The organism is Streptomyces sp. NPDC052023, assembly GCF_044548465.1.
Classification (GTDB): Bacteria; Actinomycetota; Actinomycetes; order Streptomycetales; family Streptomycetaceae; genus Streptomyces.
The window spans coordinates 1-26931 of sequence record NZ_JBIUBW010000023.1 but is presented as its reverse complement, the minus strand read 5'-3'; the positions used below and the strand labels follow the sequence as shown (position 1 = coordinate 26931).

At 71.3% G+C, this 26931-nt stretch carries 24 protein-coding genes and 1 pseudogene; 15 read left to right on the top strand and 10 right to left on the bottom strand.

Features of this window, described 5'->3' with window-relative positions; genetic code table 11:
- The first annotated feature begins 104 nt into the window (after nt 1–104).
- A complete protein-coding gene (locus ACIHCM_RS32140; protein ID WP_399903688.1) occupies nt 105–590 on the top strand; it encodes a DUF1203 domain-containing protein in 486 nt (161 codons plus the stop codon).
- A 14-nt stretch (nt 591–604) separates the two neighbouring features.
- Here the strand turns inward: ACIHCM_RS32140 and ACIHCM_RS32135 are convergent, their stop codons facing one another.
- A complete protein-coding gene (locus tag ACIHCM_RS32135; protein WP_399903686.1) occupies nt 605–1633 on the bottom strand; it encodes an aspartate-semialdehyde dehydrogenase in 1029 nt (342 codons plus the stop codon).
- A 212-nt stretch (nt 1634–1845) separates the two neighbouring features.
- Between ACIHCM_RS32135 and ACIHCM_RS32130 the strand changes: the two genes are divergently transcribed.
- Together ACIHCM_RS32130 and ACIHCM_RS32125 are read left to right on the top strand one after the other, a co-directional pair.
- Complete coding sequence (locus tag ACIHCM_RS32130; protein ID WP_399903683.1) at nt 1846–2391, top strand: RNA polymerase sigma factor; 546 nt, start codon at nt 1846–1848, stop codon at nt 2389–2391.
- Nucleotide 2392: 1 nt separating this feature from the next.
- The gene (locus ACIHCM_RS32125; protein WP_399903680.1) at nt 2393–3136 is read left to right on the top strand and encodes a hypothetical protein; all 744 of its coding nucleotides are present in this window, start codon (nt 2393–2395) and stop codon (nt 3134–3136) included.
- 51 nt (nt 3137–3187) lie between these two features.
- Here ACIHCM_RS32125 and ACIHCM_RS32120 read toward each other — a convergent pair whose 3' ends face one another.
- On the bottom strand, nt 3188–6490 hold the full coding sequence (locus ACIHCM_RS32120; RefSeq protein ID WP_399903676.1) for a S8 family serine peptidase: 3303 nt from the start codon (nt 6488–6490) through the stop codon (nt 3188–3190).
- A gap of 215 nt (nt 6491–6705) precedes the next feature.
- On the opposite strand from ACIHCM_RS32120, the gene ACIHCM_RS32115 reads away from it, so the two are divergent.
- The 3 genes and pseudogenes from ACIHCM_RS32115 to ACIHCM_RS32105 all read left to right on the top strand — a co-directional run bounded on the left by ACIHCM_RS32115 (nt 6706) and on the right by ACIHCM_RS32105 (nt 9068).
- Complete coding sequence (locus tag ACIHCM_RS32115; RefSeq protein ID WP_399903673.1) at nt 6706–7161, top strand: NUDIX hydrolase; 456 nt, start codon at nt 6706–6708, stop codon at nt 7159–7161.
- Nucleotides 7162–7395: 234 nt separating this feature from the next.
- Nucleotides 7396–7788 (top strand): annotated as a pseudogene (locus tag ACIHCM_RS32110) (TIGR03767 family metallophosphoesterase); the annotation flags it as partial.
- A 125-nt stretch (nt 7789–7913) separates the two neighbouring features.
- Nucleotides 7914–9068, top strand: a complete 1155-nt coding sequence (locus tag ACIHCM_RS32105) for a serine hydrolase domain-containing protein (protein WP_399903670.1) — start codon at nt 7914–7916, stop codon at nt 9066–9068.
- 113 nt (nt 9069–9181) lie between these two features.
- Here the strand turns inward: ACIHCM_RS32105 and ACIHCM_RS32100 are convergent, their stop codons facing one another.
- Nucleotides 9182–10231, bottom strand: coding sequence for a hypothetical protein (locus ACIHCM_RS32100; protein WP_399903668.1), 1050 nt, complete (start codon nt 10229–10231; stop codon nt 9182–9184).
- Nucleotides 10232–10444: 213 nt separating this feature from the next.
- Entirely contained in the window at nt 10445–13024 is a 2580-nt protein-coding gene (gene pepN, locus ACIHCM_RS32095; RefSeq protein ID WP_399903665.1) for an aminopeptidase N, read from the bottom strand.
- A gap of 149 nt (nt 13025–13173) precedes the next feature.
- On the opposite strand from pepN, the gene ACIHCM_RS32090 reads away from it, so the two are divergent.
- Entirely contained in the window at nt 13174–13812 is a 639-nt protein-coding gene (locus ACIHCM_RS32090; protein WP_399903662.1) for a DsbA family protein, read from the top strand.
- Here ACIHCM_RS32090 and ACIHCM_RS32085 read toward each other — a convergent pair.
- The 3 genes from ACIHCM_RS32085 to ACIHCM_RS32075 all read right to left on the bottom strand — a co-directional run bounded on the left by ACIHCM_RS32085 (nt 13809) and on the right by ACIHCM_RS32075 (nt 16372).
- On the bottom strand, nt 13809–14042 hold the full coding sequence (locus tag ACIHCM_RS32085) for a hypothetical protein (protein WP_399903659.1): 234 nt from the start codon (nt 14040–14042) through the stop codon (nt 13809–13811). The two genes, ACIHCM_RS32090 and ACIHCM_RS32085, sit on opposite strands and share 4 nt — an antisense overlap.
- A 201-nt stretch (nt 14043–14243) precedes the next feature.
- Complete coding sequence (locus ACIHCM_RS32080) at nt 14244–14885, bottom strand: superoxide dismutase (RefSeq protein WP_399903656.1); 642 nt, start codon at nt 14883–14885, stop codon at nt 14244–14246.
- A gap of 107 nt (nt 14886–14992) precedes the next feature.
- On the bottom strand, nt 14993–16372 hold the full coding sequence (locus tag ACIHCM_RS32075) for an amino acid permease (RefSeq protein ID WP_399903653.1): 1380 nt from the start codon (nt 16370–16372) through the stop codon (nt 14993–14995).
- Nucleotides 16373–16679: 307 nt separating this feature from the next.
- Between ACIHCM_RS32075 and ACIHCM_RS32070 the strand changes: the two genes are divergently transcribed.
- On the top strand, nt 16680–17264 hold the full coding sequence (locus tag ACIHCM_RS32070; RefSeq protein ID WP_399903650.1) for a biotin transporter BioY: 585 nt from the start codon (nt 16680–16682) through the stop codon (nt 17262–17264).
- Between the two features lie 75 nt (nt 17265–17339).
- Here ACIHCM_RS32070 and ACIHCM_RS32065 read toward each other — a convergent pair whose 3' ends face one another.
- On the bottom strand, nt 17340–18050 hold the full coding sequence (locus ACIHCM_RS32065; RefSeq protein WP_399903647.1) for an LPXTG cell wall anchor domain-containing protein: 711 nt from the start codon (nt 18048–18050) through the stop codon (nt 17340–17342).
- A 184-nt stretch (nt 18051–18234) separates the two neighbouring features.
- Between ACIHCM_RS32065 and ACIHCM_RS32060 the strand changes: the two genes are divergently transcribed.
- A complete protein-coding gene (locus tag ACIHCM_RS32060; RefSeq protein ID WP_399903645.1) occupies nt 18235–19836 on the top strand; it encodes a protein kinase in 1602 nt (533 codons plus the stop codon).
- A 39-nt stretch (nt 19837–19875) separates the two neighbouring features.
- Here ACIHCM_RS32060 and ACIHCM_RS32055 read toward each other — a convergent pair whose 3' ends face one another.
- Nucleotides 19876–21348: an amino acid permease gene (locus tag ACIHCM_RS32055; RefSeq protein ID WP_399903642.1), complete on the bottom strand. Its 1473-nt coding sequence runs from the start codon at nt 21346–21348 to the stop codon at nt 19876–19878.
- A 206-nt stretch (nt 21349–21554) separates the two neighbouring features.
- On the opposite strand from ACIHCM_RS32055, the gene ACIHCM_RS32050 reads away from it, so the two are divergent.
- Complete coding sequence (locus ACIHCM_RS32050; protein ID WP_399903639.1) at nt 21555–22043, top strand: ribose-5-phosphate isomerase; 489 nt, start codon at nt 21555–21557, stop codon at nt 22041–22043.
- Between the two features lie 49 nt (nt 22044–22092).
- The gene (locus tag ACIHCM_RS32045) at nt 22093–22902 is read left to right on the top strand and encodes an Fpg/Nei family DNA glycosylase (protein WP_399903636.1); all 810 of its coding nucleotides are present in this window, start codon (nt 22093–22095) and stop codon (nt 22900–22902) included.
- A 19-nt stretch (nt 22903–22921) separates the two neighbouring features.
- Here the strand turns inward: ACIHCM_RS32045 and ACIHCM_RS32040 are convergent, their stop codons facing one another.
- Nucleotides 22922–24175 (bottom strand): GNAT family N-acetyltransferase, encoded by a 1254-nt coding sequence (locus ACIHCM_RS32040; protein ID WP_399903634.1) that lies wholly within the window; start codon nt 24173–24175, stop codon nt 22922–22924.
- Between the two features lie 173 nt (nt 24176–24348).
- Between ACIHCM_RS32040 and ACIHCM_RS32035 the strand changes: the two genes are divergently transcribed.
- From ACIHCM_RS32035 to ACIHCM_RS32020, 4 genes are all read left to right on the top strand, one after another.
- A complete protein-coding gene (locus tag ACIHCM_RS32035) occupies nt 24349–25530 on the top strand; it encodes a PP2C family protein-serine/threonine phosphatase (protein ID WP_399903631.1) in 1182 nt (393 codons plus the stop codon).
- A 146-nt stretch (nt 25531–25676) separates the two neighbouring features.
- Nucleotides 25677–26003, top strand: a complete 327-nt coding sequence (locus tag ACIHCM_RS32030) for a hypothetical protein (RefSeq protein ID WP_393104950.1) — start codon at nt 25677–25679, stop codon at nt 26001–26003.
- Nucleotides 26004–26090: 87 nt separating this feature from the next.
- Complete coding sequence (locus ACIHCM_RS32025; protein ID WP_399903628.1) at nt 26091–26402, top strand: pore-forming ESAT-6 family protein; 312 nt, start codon at nt 26091–26093, stop codon at nt 26400–26402.
- Nucleotides 26403–26452: 50 nt separating this feature from the next.
- On the top strand, nt 26453–26842 hold the full coding sequence (locus tag ACIHCM_RS32020; protein WP_399903626.1) for a DUF6507 family protein: 390 nt from the start codon (nt 26453–26455) through the stop codon (nt 26840–26842).
- Nucleotides 26843–26931: the final 89 nt, after the last annotated feature.

Here is a 26931-nt window from a genome sequence, read left to right as displayed (position 1 = left end):
CTCCTCGTTATGTGTCGGTTCCGCCATCCTTCCACGCGACCTGCGCGGATGGCGATGTCCGTTTACCGCCGGTGGGCGGGGCCGGGGCGCGCGAACCTGGGCCCATGACGACGTACTTTGCACGAGCCATCGAAGCGCCGGTGCTGAAGCAGCTGCGTGCCGTCGACGACGCGGGACGCGGGACGGCTGCCGTGACGGACGAGGCGGGCGGGGCGCCGCTGCGCTGCTGCCTGCGCCGCAGTGCCCCCGGCGAGGACATCGCCCTGGTCTCGTACGCACCGCTGCGCCGCTGGGCCCTGGAGACGGGCGCCGATCCAGGGGCGTACGACGAACAGGGCCCCGTCTTCATCCATGCGGCCGAATGCGCGGGGCCGCGCGGCGCCGCCCTCCCCTTCACGAACGCGCATCGCACGCTGCGCCGCTACTCGGCCGAGGGCCGCATCCTCGGCGGCCGTCTGGTCGAGGACGGCTTCGAGGCGGCGCTCACGAACGCGTTCGACGACCCGGAGGTGGCACTCGTCCACGTCCGGGCCGTCGAGTACGGCTGCTTCCTCTACGAGGTGCGCAGGCCCTGGGCGGGGCAGCGCTAGAGCGGCCGGTGCGCTCAGCCGGCCGCCTTGGCGGACAGCTCCGCCGCCACCAGTTCCGCGATCTGCACCGCGTTCAGCGCCGCGCCCTTGCGGAGGTTGTCGTTGGAGACGAACAGGGCGAGGCCGTGGTCCACCGTCTCGTCCCGGCGGACGCGGCCGACGTACGACGGGTCCTGACCGGCCGCCTGGAGCGGGGTCGGGACCTCGGTCAGGGCCACGCCGGGGGCGCCGGCCAGCAGCTCCTTGGCGCGCTCGACGCTGATCGGACGGGCGAAACGGGCGTTGACCTGGAGCGAGTGGCCGGTGAAGACCGGCACGCGGACACAGGTGCCGGAGACCTTCAGGCCGGGGATCTCCAGGATCTTGCGGGACTCGTGGCGGAGCTTCTGCTCCTCGTCGGTCTCGTTCAGGCCGTCGTCCACGACCGAGCCGGCCATCGGCAGCACGTTGTACGCGATCGGCGCGACGTACTTGGCCGGGGCCGGGTACTCGGCCGCCGAGCCGTCGTGGGTGAGCTTCGGCGCGTCCTCGCCGACCTTCTTGACCTGCTCGAACAGCTCGTCCACACCGGCGAGGCCGGAGCCGGAGACCGCCTGGTAGGTGGCGACGACCAGGGCTTCGAGGCCCGCCTCCTCGTGCAGCGGCTTCAGCACCGGCATCGCGGCCATGGTCGTGCAGTTCGGGTTGGCGATGATGCCCTTGGGGCGGCTCGCGATCGCGTGCGGGTTCACCTCGGACACCACCAGGGGCACCTCCGGGTCCCGGCGCCACGCGGAGGAGTTGTCGATCACGACCGGGCCCTGCGCGGCGACCTTCTCGGCCAGCGCCTTGGAGGTCGAGCCGCCCGCGGAGAACAGGACGATGTCCAGGCCGGTGTAGTCGGCCGTGGCCGCGTCCTCCACGGTCACGCCGTCCAGGACCGATCCCGCCGAGCGGGCCGAGGCGAACAGCCGCAGCTCCGTCACCGGGAAGTCGCGCTCCGTGAGGATCCTGCGCATGACCGTGCCGACCTGACCGGTGGCTCCGACGATTCCGACCCTCACGACGACTCCTTTACGTGGTGTGCGAGCGCCCCGTCCCTGACCGGGGCCTTTCCATCATGCGGGGCACCTGGGCCCCTGTGTCCAATCTTTTGGGCTTGTGCCCGCCTGGTGGGACGGGGCCTCTATGACCTATGCCACTGATGACTGCCCGAAGCGGGGCCGAACGTTTCGGCCCGTCCGGGCGTCCAAGGGGAAACGCGGCAAGGAGAGGGGTGGCTGTGCTGCGCAGAATGGCGCGCCGCGGCCAGGGGGGCGACGTTCACGGTGATGTCGGGGATCCCCTGGACGCGGCCCAGGAGCGCCGGGTGCGGGCAGTGCTCGCGCTGGGCGGGGTGCCGCAGTCGGACCTGCCGGACGGCGTGCAGCAGGTGCGCCTGCGGCTGCTGGAGCGGGCCGCGAGCGGCCGCGAGGCACCACGGGACGTCTCGGCGTGGGCGGCGGTCGTCGCCTCCAACCTCGCCATGGACTGGCACCGGGCCCGGCGCCGCCAGGAGCGCATCGGGGAGCGCCTGGCCTCGCTGCGCCAGCCGGCACACCCCTCCGGTGAGGACACCAGCCTGCTGTCCCTCGCCGTCGCCCAGGGCCTGGACGAGCTGCCCGACGCCCAGCGTCAGGTCCTCGTCCTGCGGTTCTACGCCGATCTGCCGGTGCGTTCCATCGCGGAGGAGCTCGGCGTCCCGGAGGGCACGGTCAAGAGCAGGCTGCACACGGCGGTCCGGGCCCTGCGCGCCCGCCTGCACGAGGACGAGGTGGTGTGACGTGACCGTCGAGCGTGACGGGCAGGGCGGTTCGGACCGCCGCGACCCGCTGATGGCCGTCATCACCGGCGAGCCGCTGCCGGAAGCGGCACGCGCGGACGCCGCCCTGCTTGCCGAGTACCGGTCGGCCGAGGCCGACGTGGCGGTGCTGCGGGAGCAGCTGGGGATCATCGGCGAGGCGCTGACGGAGGTGGCGGAGGTCCCGGAGGGACCGGAGAAGGCCCCGGCGCCGTCGGTCCGGGTACGCCCGCACCGACGCCGCCCCTTCGCCCTCGCCCTCGGCGCGGTCGGGGTCGCGGCGGCCGGGGCGGTGGTGGTGGGCCTGGGCTGGCTGCTGGTCCAGGCCGGCGGCGGCGCGGCGAAGACGTCCGGGGTGGGCGCCGACAGCGCCCAGTCCGACTCCTCCTCGAAGGGCGCCGGCCCCCTCGGCTCCCCCGAGTACCTGGCCTGCGCCCGTCTGGTCGCCGAGGGGAAGGTGACGGACACCCGGCCCGTCCCGGGCACCGGGGAGGAACGCGTCACCCTCGACGTGACCCGCTCCTACAAGCCGGCGGACGGCGACGCCGAGGTCACGTTCGCGATCCCCACCAGCGCCGGCCTCGACGAGGGCGACCGGGCACTCGTCGTCATCCGCCGAGGCAGCGCGTCCCCCGACTTCTGGCTGGTCGGCGAAGCGGCCATCGCCGGTCAACGCCCGCTGCTCACCGAGACGTTGCCGCAGGCGGGCACGACACCCTGCGGATAGCAGACGGGCGGGCGCCCACCCGGACGCCCGCCCCTCAGCCGTACCGGTTGCTTACGGCGTGACCTTCTCGATCTTCACGCTGCCGACGCCCGCGGCGGTGCCGCGCGCGTTGACCAGCTGCACCTGGCCGAAGAACTCACGTCCCTCCGGCGCGGCCGCGGCGGCGGTGACGCTGCCGGTGACCGTGGCCGAGTCGCCCGTGCCGAGCTTCACCGGCGCCGAGCCGTCCACGCTCACGCTGCCGAGAGCGGCGGAGAAGAAGACGTCCCGGTAGTCGTAGGCGGTGGAGCCGGCAGGCACGGCGTAGCCGACGACCTCGATGGTGTACGTACCGGCCTTCGGGGAGGCAAGGGAGACCCGCTCCTCGGAGTCGCCGTCGGCGGCCTGGCCGACGACCGCGCCGGTGCTGTCGTAGACCGTCAGGTCCAGGTCGGCCGCCGTGTCCGAGACGCCGCCGATGGCCACGTCGAGCGAGGTGGCGCCGGCGGGCACCTCGACCGTGCTGGTCTGGGTCTCGCCCTGCTTGATCGTCGGGCGCGCGGTCTTGGACGAGCCGAGCGGTCCGCCGACCAGCTTGCCGTCGATCGCGGCGTAGCCGTTGGTCACCTTCCAGGAGGCGGCGGCCGGCACGCCGACCTTGGCCTCGGGCACGGTCACGGTCTCCGGGTCGAAGGCCGCGCCGAGCACGGTGACATCCAGCTTGTACGGGTTGTCCAGCAGCGGCGACGTACGGCGCGACTCGACCTCGATCTCCCAGACGCCGGGCTGCGGGTCGGCGTACGCGCGCAGGTCCGGACGGCAGGTGTTGGCGGGGTTGGTGTAGTTCGGGTAGCAGTTGATCGTCGACGTCGGGTCGGCCGGGACGCCGTACGGGTGGATGGCGATGAAGCGGGTCTGGCTCTTGTCCTTGAGCCCGCCGAGCGCGACCTCCAGCGACTTGGCGCCCTCGGGCACGGTCACGAAGTACGAGGTCGTGCTGTTGCGCTGCACCGAACCGGACGCGGCGTAGCTGTACTTCAGCGGCTGCGCGACGACGACCGTGTTGAGTACCAGCTTGTCGATGCCCTCGGTGCGCGGGTCGTCGAGTTCGAGGATCGCGCTCTTCAGTCCTGCGGACTTCGGCGCGGCCTGCACCTTGACGGTGACCGGCTGGTTCAGCGGCAGCCGCACCACGTCGTCGCCGACGATGCGGAAGGTACCGCCCGTGTTGTTCTCGAAGTGCAGCTCGTGCCGGACCGCCGTGGCGGGACCGGACGTACGGGTGATGGTGACGTCGTACGTCTTCTTCTGGCCGGCCTTCAGGCCGCCCTCACGGTCGTACAGGCCGGTGCCGTAGCCGGGCGTCTTCAGGAACTGGTCGATCGCGGTGTCGACCGGCGCCTTCACCGTGTAGGTGTGCGCGGTGGCGTCGTCGCGGATCGAGTCCCAGGCGTCCGGGATGTTGATCAGGCCCGCGCCCTCCTCGTACGCCTGCACACCCTTGATGTGGTCGGCGGTCGAGGTCAGTGCCGTGCGCAGGGTCGCCGGGGTGAGGTCGATGCCCTTCTGCTTGGCGGCGGACAACAGCAGCGCGGCGGCACCGGTCGCCTGCGGGGAGGCCATCGAGGTGCCCTGGAGCATGGAGTAGCCGGGCGGCAGGCTGTAGCCGGCCTCGGCGACCGGACCGCCGGGTGACCAGGTCTGCGTGGTGTTGATGGCGGCGCCGGGCGCGGAGAGCGTAGGCGTGAAGCCGCCGTCCTCTCGCGGGCCGCGTGAGGAGAACGGCATCATGGCGTACCGCTTCTCCACCTTCGAGCCGTAGTTGGCGGCCCAGGTCTCCCTGGAGACGGTCGCGCCGACGGAGATCACCTTGTCGGCCAGCGACGGGTCGCCGATGGTGTTGGCGCCGGGGCCGGAGTTGCCCGCGGAGATCACCAGCTGGACGCCGTACTCGTCGATCAGGCGCGTGTACAGCTCGGCGCGCGCGTTGTTGCCGTCGTTGAGCGCCGGGAGGCCGCCGATCGACATGTTGACGATGTCGACGCCCCGGTTCACGACCAAGTCGATCATGCCCTCGGTCAGGGCCACGTTGGTGCAGCCGCCGGACCAGGTGCAGGCCCGGGAGGAGACCAGCTTGGCGCCGGGCGCGGCACCGTTCATCCGGCCGCCGAACAGGCTGTTGGCGGCGGTGATGCCGGCCACGTGCGAGCCGTGCGAACCCTCGATGACGCCGATGCTGACGTAGTCGGCCTTGGCGCCGGCCGCGTTGTAGACGACGTCCTTGCGGATCTCGATCACGAACGGGATCCGCTCGGCGATCTCGGTCGCCGGGTCGTCGGTGCCGAAGTAACCGATCTGGAAGCCGTTCTTGTACGGCTTCATCGCGGCCTCGTCGGTGAAGTCGAGGTCGTCGTCCAGGTCGACGCGCGCGGTGCCGGAGGCGGCGTCGTACAGCACGCCCCAGACGTCCGAGGTGTCGCCGTCGCGGTTCAGGTCACCGGCCATGTCGCCGCCGGTGGTGGCCGACTCGGAGAAGTAGTTGAACTTGTACGAGCCCTCGGGCGCCTTGAACGTCTCGGTGCCCAGCGTGGGCGTGGTGATGGCGAACGTGGGGCCGCTGACCGCCGTGGTCATCCGGCGCCAGGTGCCGTCGCCGTCGACGACCGGGTCAGTCGCGGTCACCCAGTCGACGATCTTCCGTTCACCGGTCGTCGTCTTCTGCAGCGCCGGGTGGCCGAGGTCCACGCCCGAGTCGAGGATGCCGATGGTGACGCCGCGGCCGTCCGCCTTCGGGTGGTCCTCGACGAAGTCGACGGCGCCGGTCTCGAAGGACGGGTTGTACGGGTTCTCGGCCGGGGTGTTCTTCCCCGGCGCTGGGTACGCGCTGTCGGCCTTGGTGCCCTGCGCGGCGCCCGCGTTCGGCCGCGGGTCGTCCAGCGGTATCTCCTCGCGCAGGTCGATGCCGTGCACGGAGGAGAGCTTGGTGGCGGCGGCGATGGCCGCGTCCGCCTTGGCGGTGGGCACCGTGGCCCGGACGTAGCCGAGCTTGTCGTACGTACGGCCGACGAGGCCGCCGTCGACCGAGTCGAGCTGCTCGGCGACCTGCTCCGTGCTGCCCGGCGCGGTGGCGACCATCATGGTCACGGTCTTGTCGCCGTCGGCCTTGGCCTCCGCGAGCAGCTCGGCGTCGTCGGAGCCGAGCTTGTCGTGGGCGGACTTCACGCCGGGGTCGGCCGCCGTGGGCGCCTGGTCCGCGGCGAGCGCCATGGGTATCGGCCCGGCCGCGGCCAGCGCGGCGACGAGGCCGGCGGCCACGGCGATCCGGGCCACGCGTCTCGCGCCCGGTATCGGTTCGCTCTGGGGGGTGAGTGGCATCGGCATCCCTTGCTGGTTAAGGAACGAGACAGTCCGGAATTCGGTCCCGGACGACCGCTCAGCCTTACGCAACGCGGGGACGTTTGGCGAGGGTTGACCGAATCGCAATGGATGAATGGGGAAAACCCCCGATGTACAGGGGTGGGCACAGGGGGATGAGCGGAACATTTCGGGTGGTGGGTGGCATTCCTGATGCGACGGGATAACGTCCCCTCGTGCGCAAGAAGTTGAGGGTGGCGGCCTACGCCATATGCGTCCGCGACGACCAGGTGCTGCTCGCCCGCTCGCCCGCCCCCGACGGCACCCCCGAGTGGGTGCTGCCCGGCGGTGGCATGGAGCACGGCGAGGATCCCTACGACACCGTCCGCCGGGAGGTGCGCGAGGAGACCGGCTACCGCATCGAGGTCACCGGCATCCTCGGCGTCCACTCCCTCCACCGCACCTTCCCCGGCCGCCGCTGGCGTCCGGCGACCGACCACCACGGCGTACGCCTGGTGTACGAGGGGACCGTGGTCGGCGGCGAACTGCGCCACGAGATCGGCGGCTCCACCGACATGGCCGCCTGGCACGAACTCGACGCCGTGCCCGCCCTCCGGCGCATCGGCCTGGTCGACCTGGGCCTGCGGCTGTGGCGCGAACGCCCGGCCGCGGGACGCGTCGACCTGGCGTAGGGGAGTCGGCACGCCGCCGGATGAACTCCCGGTGAGCGTCCCCCGGCCGGGCGGCGAGCGGCCGTCGGCGCGCGGGGTGGTCCAAGATCGACGTACGGCGATCGGCGCCACCCGTTGCCGCCTCGTTCACGCACAGGCCATTCCCGCTGCCAACGATCCGAAGCGAGCGGGGGATCGGCGCCCGGCGAGCGTCCGCGACCATGGCCGACGCGTCGCACTCGGGGAGATCCGCGCATGCCGCGCACACGCTCTGACGCCAGCTCCGCGGCATCCGCCGAATCCGCCGCTTCCGGGCGGGCGGTGCACCGCCGGAGCCTCCTGGCCGCGGCCGGAGCGGTGTCCCTCTCCGCCGGCGTCGGCCACGCCCTGCGCCCCACCGGCAGCGAGGCCGCACCCGCCGCCGCGGCCGGTGACGAGGCGCACAACGCCCCCTCCCGCCAGGCGCCGCCCCCGCCGCTCGCCCCCCGCACGCGCGGCACCACCCTCGCCGGTGTCGCCGCTCCCCGCACGGGTCCGGGTTTTCGCCGGCTCGGCGACGGCCCCGGCTGGAGCCGCGTCGTCCGCGACGAGCCCGCCGCCCCCAGGCCCGGCCGCGCCGCCCGCCGCACCGCCCTCGCGGCCTTCGTGTGAGAAAGGGCTGAAACCCGCTCAACCGGGACGCCCTCCGGCAACCTTCACGCGGTGCTCATGGTTTCTTCCTCCGACTGTGTTGTGATCCGAAATGGATCCGAGGGGATCAGATGGGGGATGACATGAGCGTACGAGTGACCCTGGTGGCGGCGACGGCCGTGGCACTGTCGGCCGCCCTGGCCGGCGCGGCCCTGGCGACCCCCACCGGCGGCCATGACGCGACCCGCGAGGCGCTGCGGGCCGCCGTGCGGGACGGCGTGCCCGGCGTCACGGCGACCGCGAAGGACGCGCACGGCACCTGGCGGGCGACCGAGGGCGTGGGCAACCTCCGCACCGGGCAGCCGCGTTCGGCGGCCGACCACTACCGGGTGGGCAGCATCACCAAGACGTTCGTGGCGACGGCGCTGCTCCAGCTGGAGGCGGAGGGCCGGCTGTCACTGGACGACAAGGTGGAGCAGTGGCTGCCGGGCGCGGTACGGGGCAACGGCCACGACGGTCGCAGGATCACCCTCCGCCGGCTGCTCAACCACACCAGCGGCATCTACGACTACACCTCGGACGAGGAGTTCGGCCGCACCTACTTCCTGAAGGACGGCTTCCTCGCGCACCGCTACGACACGAACGAACCCTCCGAACTGCTGGCGGTCGCGATGGCCCACAAGCCGGAGTTCCCGCCGGGCACGTCCTGGAGCTACTCCAACACCAACTACGTCCTCGCCGGAATGGTGATCGAGAAGGCGACCGGCCGTCCCTACGGCGCGGAGATCCGCGACCGGATCATCGAGCCCCTGCACCTGCACGCCACCTCGGTGCCCGGCACCCGGGCCGCCGTCCCGCAGCCCAGCAGCCGCGCGTACAGCAAGCTGGCGGAGACGGCGACCGGACCGACGTACGACGTCACGAGGCTCAACCCCTCCATGGCGTACGCGGCCGGCGAGATGATCTCCGACTCGGCGGACCTCAACCGCTTCTACCGGGCGCTGCTCGGCGGCGAGCTGCTGCCATCACGGCAGCTGAGGGCGATGAAGACGACGGTCCCGATCGACGGCGCCCCCGACGCCGCCTACGGGCTCGGCCTGATGGACCGGAAGCTGTCCTGCGGAGTCCACGTCTGGGGGCACGGCGGCGGCATACACGGCTCCTCGTCCGAGGCCGTCACCACCCCCGACGCCCGCCACTCCCTCGCCCTCAACTTCAACGGCGACTGGGCGGGCGACAGCGACGCGGTGATCGAGGCGGAGTTCTGCGGCGACCGCCGGCCGCGGAACGCGTCCTGAAGTCCTGAGGTGTCCTGACCCGCCCTGGCACGCCCCGACATGAGGAGGGGCCGTCCGGCGTCACCGCCGGACGGCCCCTCCTCTCCCCTCCTGATGCCGGCCCCGGTCCATCGTTACCGGGGCAGCACCACCACATACGCCGCCGGGTCCCGGTCCGCCGACGCCATCAGCGCCGTGCGCACGACCGTCGCCTGCTGCTCCATCGCCTCCCGCAGCTTCTTGGGCGTGATGTACACGACCGTGATGCCCAGTCGCTCCAGGTGCTCACGCTTGCGGGCGTACTCCGACCACAGGGCGTCGTTCTCCTGCCGGTCGCCCTGCCGGGGCGCCCGGGTGTCCAGCTCCAGCGCCACGGCGTGCTCCGGCCAGTAGGCGTCCAGGCCCCCGAGGTGCGGGCCGCCGGGCAGGCGCAGGTCGACGTTCCACACCGGGTCGGGCAGGCCGTACTCGCGGACCATCCGGTACAGCCGGTCCTCCGCGATCGCCCGCCCCTCCGCCAGCAGCGAGTCCACGGCGTCCACGACGTGCGGGCGGCTCAGCAGCCTGGCCTCGTTCAACTCCCTGACGACCGCGGCCGGTTCGCAGTGGCCGCCGCGCACCGCCTCGGTGAGCAGCCGCCGTACCGCGCCCGCGTCGGCGAGGTCGGCCACCGCGTCGGCGAGCGCCCGCGGCACCGGTGCGACCGGCAGGCCCGTGCGGTACTGCGGCGTGGGCAGTGCGGGGGTGCGCAGCACGCGGGCGCATCCGGTCGAGCGCAGTCGCCGCATCCGGGGGACCAGTACGTCGACGCGGTCCAGGGAGAGCAGCGGCGGGACGGCGGAGAAGCCGTGCAGGTTCAGCGCGGCGAGGCCGGTGATCATCGCGTCGGGGTACGGCGGACGCTGCTCGTCGTCGGCGCCGGGCTGGGCCGGCACGCCGGGGGAGGGCTCCCGGGCCGTGTACATCAGCACCGCGTGCAGCCGCTCCTCGCTGGTGGGCGGGCCGGGGTGGAGCAGGTAGACGCCCGGGAGGAGCTCCTGCCAGGAACCGCCGGGCTTGCACTGCCCGTTCGTCTCGGCTGCCGATACGCCGTGCATCCGCAGCTGAGCGGCCGTCATGACCCGGCGCCGGCCGTCGGACAGGTGATGCAGGGGGCGGGGGGAGAGCGGGGTGTTGTGGTTCATGACCCGGAGATTCCCGCGCCCGGTCCGCCGTTTAACCGCTGTTACACGCCCGTCGACAAACCCGGACAAGCTCGCCCTAAAGGACGCGTGTTCGGATGCCGAGAGGGCGGCGAAAACCCCTGGTCCGTTCGGGTGTGGACCAGGGGTTACGGTTGTTGTTGCCTGAATTTCGTAACGGTGACCTACGGCCCAAGCTCAGGCCAAAGCTGCTGGTCAGTCACCCGCTGCCGCGTCACATGCCTGTCCGCGCAGACCCCGTGCCAGGTCGTCACGGGCCTCCAGGACCAGCCGGCGCAGGGCCGGGGCGGCACCCTCGTGCGCGGCCAGCCAGGAGTCCGCAGCCGCCAGCGTCTCCTCGTCCGCGCGCAGCGCCGGGAACATGCCGCGCACCACGTGCATGGCGATCTGGATCGACCGCTCCTGCCACACCCGCTCGATGGCCGCGAAGTACTTCTCGGCGTACGGCGCGAGCAACTCCCGCTGGGAGGGCTGGCCGAAGCCCGCGATCGTCGCCTCCACCAGCGCGTTGGACAGCGCGTCCGACTCCACGACCTGCGCCCACGCCTGTGCCTTGACCGCCGCCGAGGGGCGGGCGGCGAGGCAGCGGACCTGACGGCGCCTGCCGGACGCGGTGTCGTCCCGGGCCAGCTCCGCCGCCAGCGCCTCCTCGCCGGCGGCCCCGTGCGCGGCGAGCGGTTCCAGAAACGCCCAGCGCAGCTCCTGGTCCACCTCCAGCCCGTCGATCCGCTCCGTGCCCTCCAGCAGCCCCGTCAGCAGACTCAGGTGGTCCGCGCCGGACGCCACCGACGCGAAGAACCGCGCCCAGGCCAGCTGCTGCTCGCTGCCCGGCCCGGCCGCCCGCAGCTCACGCAGCGCACCCTGCGCGAGCAGCTCCTGGCCGGTGGAACGCCACTGCGGCGCGGCGTAGTGGATCAGCGCCGACTCCGCCCAGGCGTGCAGCATCTGGAGCACGCCGATGTCCGACTCGCGCCCCGCGAACCGCAGCACCAGGTCGGCGAAGTCCCGCGCCGGCAGCAGCGCGTCCCGGGTCATGTTCCACAGCGCCGACCAGCACAGGGCGCGGGCCAGCGGATCGGTCAGTCCGCCCAGCGAGTCCTTGAGGGCGGCCAGCGAGGTCTCGTCGAAGCGGATCTTGCAGTACGTGAGGTCGTCGTCGTTGACCAGCACCAGCTCCGGCGCCTCGGCGCCGGCCAGCCCCGTCACCACGGTGCGCGGCCCGTCGACGTCCGCCTCCTGGACGGCGTACCGCTCCAGCGCCCCGTCCGCCGTGCGCCGGTACAGGCCGATCCGCACCCGGTGCGGGCGCAGCTCGGGGTGCGACTCGGGCGCATCCTGCACCACCGCCAGCTCCTCGACGCGGCCCCGCGGGTCCAGCAGCACCTGCGGGGTGAGCGAGTTGACGCCGGCCGTCTGAAGCCAGGACCGCGCCCAGGCGCCCATGTCCCGCCCGCTGGTCTCCTCCAGCACCGACAGCAGGTCGCCGAGGCGCGTGTTGCCGTACGCGTGCCGCTTGAAGTAGCGCCGCGCGCCCTCCAGGAACGCCTCCTCGCCGACGTACGCCACGAGCTGCTTGAGGACGCTCGCGCCCTTGGCGTAGGTGATGCCGTCGAAGTTCAGCTTCGCGTCCTGCAGGTCGCGGATGTCGGCGGTGACGGGATGCGTCGAGGGGAGCTGGTCGGCGCGGTAGGCCCAGGACTTGCGGCGGTTGGCGAAGGCGATCCAGCCGTCGGTGAAGCGGGTGGCGCGGACCAGCGAGAAGGAGCCCATGAAGTCGGCGAACGACTCCTTCAGCCACAGGTCGTCCCACCACTGCATGGTGACCAGGTCGCCGAACCACATGTGCGCCATCTCGTGCAGGATCACCGTGGCGCGGTGCTCGTACGAGGTCTGCGTGACCTTCCCGCGGAAGAGGTACTCCTCCTGGAAGGTCACCAGGCCCGGGTTCTCCATCCCGCCGAGGTTGTACTCGGGCACGAAGGCCTGGTCGTACTTCCCGAACGGGTACGGGTAGTCGAAGTGGTCGTGGAAGAAGTCCAGGCCCTGCTTGGTGATCCGGAAGATCTCGTCGGTGTCGAAGTAGGGCGCGAGGCCCTTGCGGCACAGCGCGCCGAGCGGGATCTCCAGTGCCGAGCCGTCGCCGAGCTTGCGGGTGTAGGAGTCGGTGACGTAATGGTACGGGCCCGCGATCACACAGGTGATGTACGTGGCGATCGGCTTGGTCTCGGCGAACCGCCAGACCCCGTCGGTGAGTTGCCCGGCCCCGTTGCTCCACGCCGTCCATCCTTCCGGTGCGCGCATCTCGAAGCGGAAGGGTGCCTTGAGGTCGGGCTGCTCGAAGTTGGCGAAGACCCGGCGGGCGTCGGCCGGCTCGTACTGGGTGTACAGGTACACCTCGCCGTCCTCGGGGTCGACGAACCGGTGCAGGCCCTCGCCGGTACGGGAGTAGGCGCACAGCGCGTCGACGATCAGCTCGTTGTCGGCGGCGAGGTCCTCCAGCAGGATCCGGGAGCCGTCGAAGACCTCGCTGGGGTCGAGGTCGCGGCCGTTCAGCGAGACCGCGGTGACGTGCGGCGCGATCAGGTCCGCGAAGCTCGCCGCGCCCGGCTCGGCGCAGCGGAACCTGATCGTGGTGACCGAGCGGAAGGTCCGTGGCCCGTCCCCGGACGCCTCGCCGATCGCGGAGCGCACGTCGAGGGCCACGTCGTACCCGTCGACGGACAGCAGGGCGGCCCGCTCCCGGGCCTCGTCACGGGACAGATTCTCACCGGGCACGGGCGGCACTCCCTCGGTTCTTCGGACACTGCTGATCAGGACCGATCCTGCCATGTGCTGCTGACCGGGGGCAGCCGGGAATGGGGGGACGCGTGGCGGCGTTGCTGCGGACGTTCCCCCGGGAGATTCGCTTCCTCATGAGGAGAGACATGTCGGACAAGACCCCCGTCGACTTCTGGTTCGACCCGCTGTGCCCCTGGGCCTGGATGACCTCCCGCTGGGTGCTGGAGGTGGAGAAGGTCCGTGACATCGAGGTCCGCTGGCACCTGATGAGCCTCGCGGTGCTGAACGAGGACAAGCTGGACGAACTCCCCGAGGAGTACCGCGAGATGCTCGCCACCAAGGCGTGGGGACCGGTACGGGTCGTCGCCGCGGCGCAGCAGGAGCACGGCTCCCAGGTGCTCGGCGACCTCTACACCGCGCTCGGCACCCGCATCCACAACGAGGGCCAGGGCCCCGAGAAGGAGGCGGTCGCCGCCGCCCTGAAGGAGGTGGGCCTGCCGGACACCCTCATGGAGCACTGGGACGCCACCCCCTACGAGCCCCAGCTGCGCGCCTCCCACCAGGAGGGCATCGACAAGGTCGGCCAGGAGGTCGGCACGCCCGTCATCTCGGTACCCGGCCCCGGCGGCGAGGAGGTCGCCTTCTTCGGCCCGGTCGTCACCCCCGCCCCCCAGGGCGAGGAGGCCGCCCGCCTCTGGGACGGCACCCTCGCCGTGGCCTCGGTCCCGGGCTTCTACGAGATCAAGCGCACCCGCACCAAGGGCCCCGACTTCAGCAACCTCTAATGGTCCTGCGGGTCCTCGGGCTCGGCCGGCATCTTGCGCGGCGGACGCAGGGGCCTCCACACATGGCCGGTGCGGATGTTGCGGCAGTCCCGCTCGGTGCTGACGCAGATCCAGTAGTGGTCCACATAGGCATGGGGCGCGAGCCCCTGGAGCTCTCGGACCACAGTGCGTTCACGGTCGTCCTTGACCTGCCGGTGCGGCTGATCCGTCCCGCACGTGTAGCAGGGCATCGTCCTCTCCATCGGCATGCCGCCACCATGACCCGGAACCCCGCCCACCGGTAGCCCCCGCGGACCGGCGCGCGGGGGCATCCGGCGCCCGGACAGGGGAAGGCCCCCGAGAGTCACGTCCTCGCGGGGGCCTTCTTTACTCCGCCTGCCGGCGTGAAAGGTGAGAAGACGATCACGAGGCAGGACGATCAGGGGTGGTGCTCAGGGAGCCAGCAGCAGGACATCCGCGCGGGACTTGGCGGCCTCGTAGCGCCTGGCCACGTCCTGCCAGTTCACGACCTGCCACATGGCCTCGATGAAGTCGACCTTCTGGTTCTTGTACTGCAGGTAGAAGGCGTGCTCCCAGGCGTCGAAGACCAGGATCGGGGTCGCGCCCTGGCCGACGTTGCCCTGGTGGTCGTAGACCTGCTCGACGATCAGCCGGCCGCTCAGCGGCTCGTAGGCGAGGACGCCCCAGCCCGAGCCCTGCGTCGTGGCCGCCGCCTTGGACAGCTGCGCCTTGAAGTTCGCGAAGGAGCCGAAGGACTCGGCGATCGCGCCCGCCAGCTCGCCGACGCCGTCCTTGTCGAGGGGCTCGCCGCCACCGTCACCGGTCATGTTGTGCCAGTAGATGGAGTGCAGGATGTGCCCGGAGAGGTGGAAGGCCAGGTTCTTCTCCAGGCCGTTGATGGAGCCCCAGGACTCCTTGTCCCGCGCCTCGGCGAGTTGCTCCAGGGTGTCGTTGGCACCCTTCACGTACGCCGCGTGGTGCTTGTCGTGGTGCAGCTCGATGATCTCGGGGCTGATCACGGGGGCGAGCGCCGAGTAGTCGTACGGCAGTTCAGGCAGCGTGTAGACGGGCATGCGGGGTCCCCTCCGACCTCTTATTGCAATGAGCTTGCAACTACAACCTAGCAAGAAGAAGGCCCCCATGCGTGAACGTGGGGGCCTTTCGGGGGACGCGGGTGGCGTCAGCGCTTGGCGCGCGCCCGCTGCCAGGCGTAGCCGACGGCCGCCAGGACGAGGGTCATGGCGCCCGTCGAGTACAACTGCACCCGCGTGTCCGGCTCCCGGGCCATCAGGACGAAGATCCCCGCCATGCCCGCCAGCGCCACCCAGGTCAGCACCGGGAACGCCCACATGCGCACGACCAGCTTCTGCGGCGCCTCCCGCTCCAGCCGGCGGCGCAGCCGCAGCTGTGAGACGGCGATGAAGATCCAGACGACCAGGATCACCGCGCCGATCATGTTCAGCAGCCACGGGAAGACGTCGTCGGGGCGCCAGTAGCTGAGCACCACGCAGACGAAGCCGAAGACGCAGGACGCGAGCACCGCGATCCGCGGCACCCCGCCCGAGACCCGGCCCAGCGCCTTGGGTCCCTGGCCGCGGCGCACCAGCGAGTAGCCGATCCGCGAGGCGCCGTAGATGTTGGCGTTCATCGCGCTCAGCAGCGCGACCAGCACGACCACGTTCATCAGCTGACCGGCCCCCGGGATGCCGAGCTGGTCCAGGGTGGCGACGTACGGGCCGCTCTCGACGACCTCCTTCGAGTCCCAGGGGACGAGGGTGACGACGACCGCCATCGAGCCGATGTAGAACAGCGCGATACGCCACATCGCCGTACGGACCGCGCTCGCCACGCCCTTCACCGGATCCTCCGACTCGGCCGCCGCGATGGTGACCGTCTCCAGGCCCCCGTAGGCGAACACCGAGGCGAGCAGGCCGATCACCAGACCCTCGCCGCCGCCCGGCATGAAGTCCGTCAGATTGCTCGCGCCGGGGGAGTCGGTGCCGGGCAGGACACCCGCGATCGCCAGCACGCCGAGCACCAGGAACAGCGAGATCGCGCCGACCTTCAGCGCGGCGAACCAGAACTCGAACTCGCCGAAGTTCTTCACGGCCGCGAGGTTCGCGCCGCAGAACACCAGCATGAACAGCGCCACCCACGCCCACTCCGGCGTGCCCGGCAGCCAGCCGCTGACGATCTTCGCGGCACCGATGCCCTCCAGGCCGACGGCCGTGCACAGCAGCACCCAGAACGCCCAGCCCGCGGTGAACCCGGCCCACGGGCCGATCGCCCGCTCGGCATGCGCGGAGAACGACCCCGACGACGGATACGCGGCCGACATCTCGCCCAGCATCCGCATCACCAGCATCACCAGAAGACCGGAGATGACGTAGGCGACGACGATCGACGGGCCGGCGGCGGCGATGCCCGCGCCCGAGCCGACGAACAGCCCGGCGCCGATCACGCCACCGAGGGCGATCATCGACAGGTGGCGCTGCTTGAGTCCGTGGGACAGGGACGCGTCCGCCTTGGGCGGGGCCTCTACAGGGGTGGTGCGGGACATGGGCGCGGCTCGTCCAGTAGGTGAGGGGATAAGGGGGACAATCACACGGAGTGTAAAGGCCGCGTCGGTGTTCTCCCCTGCCCGCCCAATTGGCGAGACCCTACAGAGCTCGTCCCACGCCTTCCGCGTGAGCCACACGTCTCCACCTCAGTGACCGGTATCACGCCGGTTCACGTGTAATCAGCACTCTTTGTAAGGAGCCAACCACGGCCACGCCTGCCCCTTTGTCGGGCGATGACGGTGGTCGGCCCCAGGGCCCTGGGTTAGCGTCACGGTGTCCCGAACCGCCCTCACTCGCGGAGTCCCCATGAGCACCGCTGCCGCCGCCCCCGCCCGCCCGGGCCAGGTCCTCGCCGACCTGCTGCCCTCCTCCCGCGTCCGCGACGTCGCGCTCGTCGTCGGCGGCGCCGTGCTCACCGGCCTCGCCGCCCAGCTCGCCGTGCCGGTCCCGGGCACCCCGGTCCCGGTCACCGGGCAGACCTTCGCCGCGCTGCTCGTCGGCACCGCCCTCGGCGCCGGACGCGGCTTCCTCTCCCTCGCCCTGTACGTGCTCGCCGGCGTCGCCGGTGTGCCGTGGTTCGCGGAGGGCGGCTCCGGCGCGGCCGCCCCGTCCTTCGGCTACGTCATCGGCCTGGTGCTGGCCGCCACGGTCGTCGGCGCGCTGGCCCGCAGGGGCGCCGACCGCTCCCCGTGGCGGACGGCGGGCGCGATGCTCCTGGGCGAGGCCCTCATCTACGCCGTCGGCGTCCCGTACCTGGCCTTCGCCACCGGCATGTCCGCCTCCGCCGCGATCGCGGCCGGCCTCACGCCGTTCCTTATCGGGGACGCGCTGAAGGCGGCGCTGGCGATGGGCCTGCTGCCGGCGGCGTGGAAGCTCGTCGGCAGGCGCTGACCCCTGGGCGATCCCGCGGAGGGCCGGGGTGGCGCGGCGACGCCACCCCGGCCCTCCGCGTTTCCCGCGCCGCCGCTACGCCGGTCGCCGCCGGGTCCACCACACTCCCGCGGCGCCCGCCGCGACCAGCGTGAGGCCGGCCGCGCCCAGCGGCAGGACGTCACGGCCGGGACCGGTCCTGGGCAGCTCGTCGCCGCCCGGGGCCACCGGCTTGTTGTCGGTGCCGAGCAGCAGGGGGGTGGCCGGGGCGTTCGGGGACGGGTTCGCCGTACCGAACGGGACGGGGCCCTGCTGCCAGAACGTCTTGCTTCCGTCGCTGTTCTGGACGGGCAGACAGATCTTTCCGGTCCTGCTCAGGTCGTAGGTCGCGTCGATGCCGTACGACTTCGACGCGCCCGCCGCCAGATCGTCCAGCGAACAGGCGAAGCCGCTGTTCGAACCTTCCGGCAGATCGCCTTCCGGTATGGCGGAGCAGCCTTTGACATTCGTGACCGTCAGCCCGTCGAAACCGACGACCAGAAGCCTGATCGGACCGCTGTCCTTCGTCCCCCCGTTCTTTACGGTGGCGGTGATCGCCGTTTCCTTCGAATCGTTGTGGACCGAGATCTTCTCGGGCAGCAGCGTGGTCAGTTCCACCCCGGCGGGCGCCTTGTCGACGGCCTTTCCCCCCTTGCCGCTTCCGGGCCCCTGGTCGTCCGCCCCGGCCGTGCCGGAAAGGACCAGCACGGCCGAGAAAGATGCCGCCACCAGTGATCCGGTGATGGTCCCCATTCGAGTTGAACGCATGTTCGTCCCCCTTGCCTGCGCCTGAATTCGCAGTACTTGAAGAGGTACCACAAGATTTCTCCGCACTATGCTGTTACGGCCTGACGTGTGGCTGTTGAGGCTTCGTTGAGGGGGGTGCGGCGAATTGCCGGGGAATACGCGAAGTTCCGGTGTTCCAGGTCTGCTGGTGGCAGGGCGCTATCGGTTGGCCGAAAGCATCGGGCAGGGGGGAATGGGGCGGGTGTGGCGAGCCGCCGACGAAATGCTCGACCGGCCGGTCGCCGTCAAGGAAATGCGCATCGACGGCCTCGACGCCGAGGACGCCCGCACCCGCCGCGAACGCACCCTGCGCGAGGCCCGGGCCACCGCGCGGATCGACCATCCCCATGTGGTGCGGGTCTACGACGTCGTCGATGAAGGCGAACGCCTGTGGATCGTCATGGAGTTGGTGGCCGGGCGCTCCCTGGAACGGATCATGGCCGAGGACGGGCCGCTCGGGCCGGGTGAGGCGGCGCGGATCGGGCTGGGGCTGGTGGAGGCACTGCGCGAGGTGCACGCGCGCGGAGTGCTGCACCGGGACATCAAGCCGGGGAACGTCCTGGTCGACAGGGCCGGCCGGCGGGTGGTGCTCACCGACTTCGGCATCGCGGCGATCCAGGACGCCAAGGCGCTGACCATGGCCGGGATGCTGGTCGGCTCGCCCGACTACATGGCCCCCGAGCGGATCTCCGGGCGTCCGCAGGGGCCGCCGTCGGACATCTGGTCGCTCGGGGCGACGCTGTCGGCGGCCCTGGCCGGGCAGTCCCCGTTCGCACGGAACACGACGCTGGCGACCCTGCACGCGGTGCTGTACGAGGAGCCCGGACTCCCGGCGTCCGCCGGGCCGCTGAGGGAAGTGCTGGGCGCGCTGCTGCGGAAGGAGCCGCAGGCCCGGCCGGGGCTGGAGGAGTTGGCGGCGGCGCTGCGCGGGGTGGCGTCGGCGGAGCCCGCACCGGCCCCGCCGGTGGCGGAGCCGCCGCCGGTGCGGGAGCGGCCGACGCCGGCGCTCGTGAAGTCACCCCCCGAACGGGCCCGGCCGGGCGGCGGTGTCTCCCTTTCGCGGGCACAGGCGGTGACCGAGCGGCGTCCGGCCCCCGGAACCGCGGACGTACCGCCCGGGAGCGGGCCGCCGGTGCCCGCCGGGCGCCGGACGGGACGGACCGCGGTGGCCGCCGCGGCCGGTGTCCTCGTGGCCGCGGCGGTGGCCGGGATCGTCTGGGCGGCGACGGGGAAGACACCGGACGGCGCCCGGGCGGACGGCAGGCCCCCGGCGTCGTCGCCGGCCGGTGCCCCGGCCTCCGGCTCCGCCTCGCCCACCGTCGCCGGCACCTCCCGGCCGCCGGGCCTGCCCCCGGGCGCCCGCGAGGAGGCCGGCGGGTACGCGTGGGTGACGCCCGAAGGCTGGCGGCGGGATGTGAAGACGGGCGCGGAGGTGCACTACACCTCTCCCGAGGGCACCCAGGAACTGGTCGCCAAGTCGTCCCTGGCCCGGGGGAACCTCATGGAGAGCTGGCGCACCTCGGAACGCAACGCCCACCAAGGGCGGGACTACCGCAAGATCCGGCTGGCGGAGACGACGTTCCGCGGCCACCCGGCGGTGGTCTGGGAGTACACCTTCACGCTGGACGGCGTCCCCTGGCACGCCCGGCTGCTGGGCTTCGACGCGAGGGGGAAGTCCTACCAGATCAACACGTGGTACCAGCCGGCGGCAGAGGACAGGGCGCTGGCGATCTACGAAGACGTGAAGAAGAGCTTCACGCCGCTGTGAGGGCACAGCGGCGTGAAGCTCTCGCAGGGGGGGGTGTGCCTAGTCGCGCACGTCGGCGGGCCGCGCGGCGGACTCGGTGGTCCCGCGCCTGCCGATCCGCTGCCGGACCACGGCGACCGCGAGCACCAGGGCCGCGACGAGCAGCGACAGCAGCACCGTCCTGCGTCCGTCGTGCTCGGTGTCGGTCAGCATGTAGCCGAGCACGAAGACGATCAGTGCGGCGGTCGCCCAGGTCAGATACGGGTACAGCCACATCCGCACGACCAGCTTCTCGGGCGCCTCCCGCTCGATGATCTTCCGCATCCGCAGCTGGGAGAAGCAGATCACCAGCCAGACGAACAGGGCGACGGCACCGGAGGAGTTGACCAGGAAGAGGAAGACCGAGTCCGGGAACTTGTAGTTGAAGAAGACGGCCACGAAGCCGAAGACGACGGAGACGAGGATCGCCGTCCGCGGCACACCCCGGCCGGTCGTCCGCGCGAAGGACTTCGGCGCGTCACCGCGCCGGCCGAGCGAGAAGGCCATGCGGGAGGCGGTGTAGAGGCCGGAGTTGAGGCAGGACAGCACCGAGGTCAGCACGATGAAGTTCATGATCTGACCGGCCTGCGGGATGCCGAGGGAGTTCAGCGCGGCGACGTAGGAGCCGTCCTCGGCGATGGACTTGCTGTCCCACGGGAGCAGGGACACCACGACGAAGATCGAGCCGAGGTAGAAGACGGCCACGCGCCAGATGATGCTGTTGGTGGCCTTGGTGACGGCCTGCTGCGGGTTCTCCGACTCGCCGGCGGCCAGGGTGGCGATCTCGCTGCCCATGAAGGAGAAGACGACGAGCAGCACACCGGTGAGGATCGCGCCCGGCCCGTTGGGCAGGAAGCCGCCGTGCTCGGTCAGGTTCGCCAGCCCGGCCTGCTCGCTGTCCACGCCCGGCAGCAGGCCGAAGACGGCCAGGCCGCCGATGACGATGAACGCGGCGATGGCCACGACCTTGATCCCCGCGAACCAGAACTCGAACTCGCCGTAGGACCCGACGGAGACGAGGTTGGTGGCGGTCAGCACCACCATCACGATCAGGGCCCAGGCCCACTGCGGCACGGCCGGGATCCACCCCTCCAGGATCACCGCTCCGGCGGTCGCCTCGACCGCCAGCACGACGACCCAGAAGAACCAGTACAGCCAGCCGATGGAGAACCCGGCCCAGCTGCCGAGCGCCCGGTCGGCGTGCGCGGAGAACGAACCCGAGGTCGGGTTGGCGGCCGACATCTCACCGAGCATGCGCATGACCAGCACCACGAGCGTGCCGACGAGAGCGTAGGAGAGGAGGATGCCGGGTCCGGCGGTGGCGATACCGGAGGAGGACCCCACGAAGAGGCCGGCGCCGATGACACCGCCGATGGCGATCATCGACAGATGGCGGTTCTTGAGCCCTGCCTGGAGACCTGAACCGGGATCGCCGGTTCCACCGTGGTCTCCGGGGCCGCTTCCGGCCTTCGTCAGGGTCGGCTGCGAAGTCATGGGACGGATTTCCTTTGCGCCGCGTGAGCAATTCCCCGTACGGGTGGCGTACGAGTCGGACCAGTGAATCTGAGGTGAATGGATTCTTGAACCTTTGATTCCGGATCGTTACTTGAGGTTTTCCTGAGGTTCGGTGGCGTTACTCACATTTTTCGGCCCAGCCACCCGGCCCTGCTGCCCCGCACGGCGCATGTCACACTCGTCCCATGCGCGTGTACCTCGGCTCCGACCATGCCGGCTACGAACTGAAGAACCACCTCGTCGAGTGGCTCAAGGCGGCCGGCCACGACCCCGTCGACTGCGGCCCCCACATCTACGACGCCCAGGACGACTACCCGCCGTTCTGCCTCCGCGCCGCGGAGCGCACCGCCGCCGACCCCGACGCCCTCGGCATCGTCATCGGCGGGTCCGGCAACGGTGAGCAGATCGCCGCGAACAAGGTCAAGGGCGTCCGTGCGGCACTGGCCTGGAGCGAGGAGACGGCGTCGCTCGGCCGCCAGCACAACAACGCCAACGTGGTCGCCATCGGCGCCCGGATGCACTCGCTGGACGAGGCGACGAAGTTCGCCGAGACGTTCCTGCACACGCCGTTCACGGACGAGGAGCGTCACGTCCGCCGCATCGAGATGCTGGCCGCGTACGAGACCACGCGCGAGCTGCCGCCGATCCCGGCGCACCACCCGCAGCAGGACTGAGGCGGCCGTACCGACACCGCCCCCGGGGGGCCGGAAGGAAGCAGGGACCGTGCCAGAGGGGCACACGATTCACCGGCTGGCGCAGGACTACGCCGCCCGCTTCTCCGGCACGGCCCCCCGGGTCACCAGTCCTCAGGGCAAGTTCTCCGACGCCGCGGACCTCCTGGACGGGGCCGTCCTGACCGCGACCGAGGCCCACGGCAAGCACCTCTTCCTGCGCTTCCGCGACGCCGACTGGGTCCACATCCACCTGGGGCTGTTCGGCAAGGTCGCCTTCGGTGACGCGCCCGCCCCGCCGCCCACCGGCACCGTGCGCCTGCGGCTCGCCGGCGACACCGGGTACGTCGACCTGCGCGGCCCGACCACCTGCGCCCTGATCACCGGCCAGGAGAAGCGGGCGATACACGACCGCCTCGGGCCCGACCCGCTCCGCGACGACGCCGACCCCGGCGCCGCCTACCGGCGGATCTCACGCAGCCGCAGCACCGTCGCCGCCCTGCTCATGGACCAGAAGGTCGTCGCCGGCGTCGGCAACGTCTACCGCGCGGAGGTCCTCTTCCGGCACCGGATCGACCCGTACCGCCCGGGAAAGGACATCACGCCCACCGAGTGGGACGCGATCTGGAGCGACCTCGTCGAGCTCATGCGCGAGGGCGTGCGCAACAACCGCATCGACACCGTCCGCCCCGAGCACACCCCCGAGGCCATGGGCCGCCCGCCTCGCGTCGACGACCACGGCGGCGAGGTCTACGTCTACCGCCGGGCCCAGCAGCCCTGCCACATCTGTGGCGGCGAGATCCGCACCGCCGGCCTCGCCGCCCGCAACCTCTTCTGGTGCCCTGCCTGCCAGCGCGGCTGACCCGGGCCTGCCGGCCCCCTCAGAATCCGTGCGGCATCCAGGGCGTCACGGTGCTCCCGAATCCCACCGCCGCCTCGGTCAGCGCACCGGCCCGGAGCTCCCGTACCCGTCCGGCCGCCGCCAGCGCGCCGAGGCTCACCCCGCCGAGATACACCGCCCCCAGCTCCCGCACGGACAGGGCGAGGTCGGCCGCTTCGGTGGTCCTTGCGCACGAAGCGCCCTTCGCGTCGCCTGACAGCCGCCAACGTCCCGCGTTCCAGGGGCAGAAGTCGTCCTCCACCTCGAACACGACGTCCACCGGCGCCTGATACGTACGGGCCTCCAGCGCGGCCCCGAGGTCGACCAGCCGCACGTACAGCGCGTCCCGGGACCGCGCCCGGCACCGCCGGATGTCGGACACCTGGTACTGCCACGCGTCGTCGGCAGGCCGTCCCCGCAACGACAGGGTCGTCGTCAGGTCGATCCCGAACAGGAACCGCCACAGCGCGCCCTCCGTCTCCGGATCGAGGGCCGCCAGGTCCTCCAGCACCACCGTGCCGTTGTGCCCGGCCTCCCCCCACCCGAGCTTGACCCGGAACCGCGCGTACCCGGCGACCTCGCCGCCCCGCCCGGCGACGACGCACTGCAGGGGCGACGCCCCGTCCCGCTCGCTCTCGGGATCGAGCACCCCCAGCCGCTCCCACCCGGGCCGCCGCGCCAGCATCCCGGGCCGCGACGGCACCAGGCGGGCGTAGACGTCCTCACACACGTCGAGGACGTCGGCGGGCGACGCGTACAGCAGCCGTACGTCATCGGCGCCGGCCGGCACCGACAGCCGTACCCGCCCGGTGTCGATCTCCGCACTGAGCCCGAAGGTCGCGGCGGCGTACCCGAACCGGCCGTAGATCGCCGGCTCGGACGCGGTGAGCACCGCCAGCGGCTCCCCCCAGGACCGTACGTCGTCCAACTGCCGCCGCATCATGGACGTCAGCACGCCCCGGCGACGGTGCGTGGCCGCCACCCCGACCATCGTCACGCCCGCGGTGGGCACCAAGGCCCCGCCGGGGACGGTCAGCCGGAACGAGAACGCCCCGGCCGTCCCCACGCACGTGCCGTCCTCCCAGACGCCCAGCGAACGGTCGAACTCCGTGAGCGCGTTCCACAGCTCCCGCTCCTCGGGAGACTCCGGCACCCCGCCGAAGGCACGGATCAGAGTGTCGTACCAGGAATCCCAGTCGTCCGGTCGCAGCACCCGCGGCCCGGTGGCCGGTCCGGCGGGGAAGTCAGTTGCCATGGGGCCATGCCTACCAGGGCACCGCGGGACCGGCGAGGGAATTTTCCCCGACTTCGCCAGGACGGCGGCGAGCGGGCTTTCCGTGAAGTTCACTGTGGAGTCGAGCCTCGGACGGGGGACAAGTGGGACCTCCCGTGCCGAGCGGCTGGTCCGATGGATAGGGTCCCGAACTGATGGCAGCAGGACGAGAGCGGCGCACGGCGGCCGAGACGTTCACGGCCCGGTTGAAGATGCGATGGCACCGGGTCCGCGTAGCCCTGCGCAGAAGCGCCGTCGACTACTTCCGCGGCGACGGCTCCGACTGGGTCGCGCTGGCAGGCCTGCTGCTCACCATTCCCCTGATCACCGCCGGTACGCTCGCCAACTCGGTGTGGTGCTCACCGGTCGTACTGGTCCTGCCCATCGTCGCCGGTGGCCTGCTGCTGCGCCCGGCCAGCCTGCTCGGCCTGTACGCCGCGGCCGCCACGGCCCTGATCGTCGAGTCGATACAGCTCGGCCCCTACACGCAAGGCCCGTCCCGGGTGACGCCCGGGGTCGTCCTCGTCGTCGCCGCGTGCGGCTTCTTCGGCCTGCTCATCGCCCAGTTCCGCAGCCGCGTCGGGGTGCCCTGGCGGCGCGGCGGCACCATGCTGTTCGACCTGCGCGAACGCATCCGGGTCCAGAGCAAGCTGCCCGGGCTGCCGCAGGGCTGGCACAGTGAGATGGCCCTGCGCCCGGCGGGCGGCCAGTCCTTCTCGGGCGACTTCGTGGTCGCGGCCCGTACGAACGGCGGCCGCACCCTGGAGGTCGTCCTGACGGACGTCTCCGGCAAGGGCATGGACGCCGGCTCGCGTGCCCTGCTGCTGTCGGGCGCCTTCGGCGGGCTCCTCGGCAGCCTGCCCCCGCACGCCTTCCTCCCCGCCGCCAACGGCTATCTGCTCCGTCAGGACTGGCAGGAGGGCTTCGCCACCTCCATCCACCTCGTCCTCGACCTCGACACCGGTGACTACGAGCTGTACTCCGCGGGCCATCCGCCCGGGCTCCAGCTCAGCGCGGGCAGCGGCCGCTGGGAGGAGAAGGCGGCCGACGGCCCGCTGCTGGGCGTGTACGACGGCGCCCAGTTCGACCCCGTGAAGGGCTCGCTCCGGGCGGGTGACGTGCTGATGCTCTTCACCGACGGCCTGGTGGAGACCTCCGACCGCGACATCGTCGAGGGCATCGACCGCCTCACCGGCGAGGCCGACCGCTACGTCGGCGGCGGCTTCCAGGGCGCCGCCTGGCACCTCATCGAGGCGGTCGCGAAGGACGTCAACGACGACCGCGCACTCCTGCTGATCTGCCGCGAAGGCCCGACGGCCCACTCCGCCGCCCGCTGACCGCCCGGGCGGGTGGCCGGTCATGGCTTTGTGCCGCCTCTGTAACTGCCGTTCGCTCCCGATTGCGTGAGCGATCGGGGAGTTGGTAGAGATGGGACGAGTACGGTGCGACAACCAGGACACGAGATGGGGGAGGCGAGTTCTGCATGAAGTTCGACATGGGTGCGCAGACGCTGTCGTCGTTGATGCGTGATTCGCGGGGTTCGAGTGATGATCTCGGTACGTTGATCCGGCAGTTGGTGCAGGCGGCGCAGCCGTTGGAGGGGAAGTTCAACGGCACGGGCCGGGCGATGTTCGACCAGTTCAAGGCGCGTGCGGATGAGATCACGTCGGCGTTGAACGGTTCGTTGTCGGCGATCCTGGGTGGTCAGTCGGGTATGGAGACGGCGTTCAGCTCGGGTGATCAGGAGCAGGGTGACAACGCGCGTCAGCAGATGGCGGCGGCGAACTTCGACGGGGCGCGTTTCCGCTGAGGCGTTGCCGTCTGGCCTGTCTGGAGCCTGCCTGGCTGTCTGGGCGGCTTTGTCCGGTTCGTTAATTTTCACGGGGAGTGGTGTGTGATGGCTGCTGGTTCGGATCGTCGTTCGTATGACGTGGGTGCGTCGACGGATGCGCAGGCCAATATTCAGACGGTGATCGGGCGTCTGGAGGAGGTCATCGGTGCGCGTGATCGGCAGGTGAAGGCGGCGATGGCTGATTTCACGGCTGATGGTGTGGCGGATGAGTATCACGGCAAGGAGCAGCGCTGGAACAACGCTTCGCAGGAGGTGCGGAACATCATCCAGTTGCTGAAGTCGACGTTGGAGAAGAACGACGGGACGGCGCAGTCGACGTTGCAGCGGGCGAAGGCTGCGGTGGACAACATCGGCTGAGGCCTGTGGCCGAGGCTGGTGGCTGGTTTGTGGGCTAGGTACGGGGGTTTGTGGTGCCCGGGTGGGATCTGAAGCCGCAGGGTATTTCGGGTGTGCTGAAGACGACGGGGGAGACCGCGTCGGGTTTCGAGAAGTACGGGAAGTCGTTCGGTGAGAATCTGACGTCGGCGGCTTCGAGTGCGGGCACCATTTCCGCCGAGGGTGGCGGTGAGGGTGGTGAGAAGGCGCAGGGCGGTCTGGTCGCTCTGGCGTTGTCGCAGTACGCGGAGCGCGCGTCGAAGGATCTGCAGTTCGTGGCGGCCCGGGCGGGTAAGTCGTTGCAGGGCGTGGTCGACGCCACCACGGCGTATCTGAACGGTGATCAGGAGATGGCGGCGGAGGCGCAGCGCAACACGCTGAAGGCGCCGAAGCTGGACATGCCGGGGGCGGGCAAGGCGTGATCAAGCCGGAGCAGATTCCTCAGTTCACCGGTGATCTGGCGCAGTTGGAGCTGGACTACGCGGCGTTGAAGACGGACGCGGGCAATGTC

Bases quoted from the DNA above. Each gene is read 5' to 3' on its own strand.
- ACIHCM_RS32120 (WP_399903676.1), bottom strand. From the start codon at position 6,490: ATGCCACTCACCCCCCAGAGCGAACCGATACCGGGCGCGAGACGCGTG.
- ACIHCM_RS32065 (WP_399903647.1), bottom strand. From the start codon at position 18,050: ATGCGTTCAACTCGAATGGGGACCATCACCGGATCACTGGTGGCGGCA.
- ACIHCM_RS32055 (WP_399903642.1), bottom strand. From the start codon at position 21,348: ATGACTTCGCAGCCGACCCTGACGAAGGCCGGAAGCGGCCCCGGAGAC.
- ACIHCM_RS32080 (WP_399903656.1), bottom strand. From the start codon at position 14,885: ATGCCCGTCTACACGCTGCCTGAACTGCCGTACGACTACTCGGCGCTC.
- ACIHCM_RS32050 (WP_399903639.1), top strand. From the start codon at position 21,555: ATGCGCGTGTACCTCGGCTCCGACCATGCCGGCTACGAACTGAAGAAC.
- ACIHCM_RS32070 (WP_399903650.1), top strand. From the start codon at position 16,680: ATGAGCACCGCTGCCGCCGCCCCCGCCCGCCCGGGCCAGGTCCTCGCC.
- ACIHCM_RS32140 (WP_399903688.1), top strand. From the start codon at position 105: ATGACGACGTACTTTGCACGAGCCATCGAAGCGCCGGTGCTGAAGCAG.
- ACIHCM_RS32090 (WP_399903662.1), top strand. From the start codon at position 13,174: ATGTCGGACAAGACCCCCGTCGACTTCTGGTTCGACCCGCTGTGCCCC.
- ACIHCM_RS32040 (WP_399903634.1), bottom strand. From the start codon at position 24,175: ATGGCAACTGACTTCCCCGCCGGACCGGCCACCGGGCCGCGGGTGCTG.
- ACIHCM_RS32025 (WP_399903628.1), top strand. From the start codon at position 26,091: ATGGCTGCTGGTTCGGATCGTCGTTCGTATGACGTGGGTGCGTCGACG.
- ACIHCM_RS32100 (WP_399903668.1), bottom strand. From the start codon at position 10,231: ATGAACCACAACACCCCGCTCTCCCCCCGCCCCCTGCATCACCTGTCC.
- ACIHCM_RS32075 (WP_399903653.1), bottom strand. From the start codon at position 16,372: ATGTCCCGCACCACCCCTGTAGAGGCCCCGCCCAAGGCGGACGCGTCC.
- ACIHCM_RS32085 (WP_399903659.1), bottom strand. From the start codon at position 14,042: ATGCCCTGCTACACGTGCGGGACGGATCAGCCGCACCGGCAGGTCAAG.
- ACIHCM_RS32030 (WP_393104950.1), top strand. From the start codon at position 25,677: ATGAAGTTCGACATGGGTGCGCAGACGCTGTCGTCGTTGATGCGTGAT.
- ACIHCM_RS32035 (WP_399903631.1), top strand. From the start codon at position 24,349: ATGGCAGCAGGACGAGAGCGGCGCACGGCGGCCGAGACGTTCACGGCC.
- ACIHCM_RS32105 (WP_399903670.1), top strand. From the start codon at position 7,914: ATGAGCGTACGAGTGACCCTGGTGGCGGCGACGGCCGTGGCACTGTCG.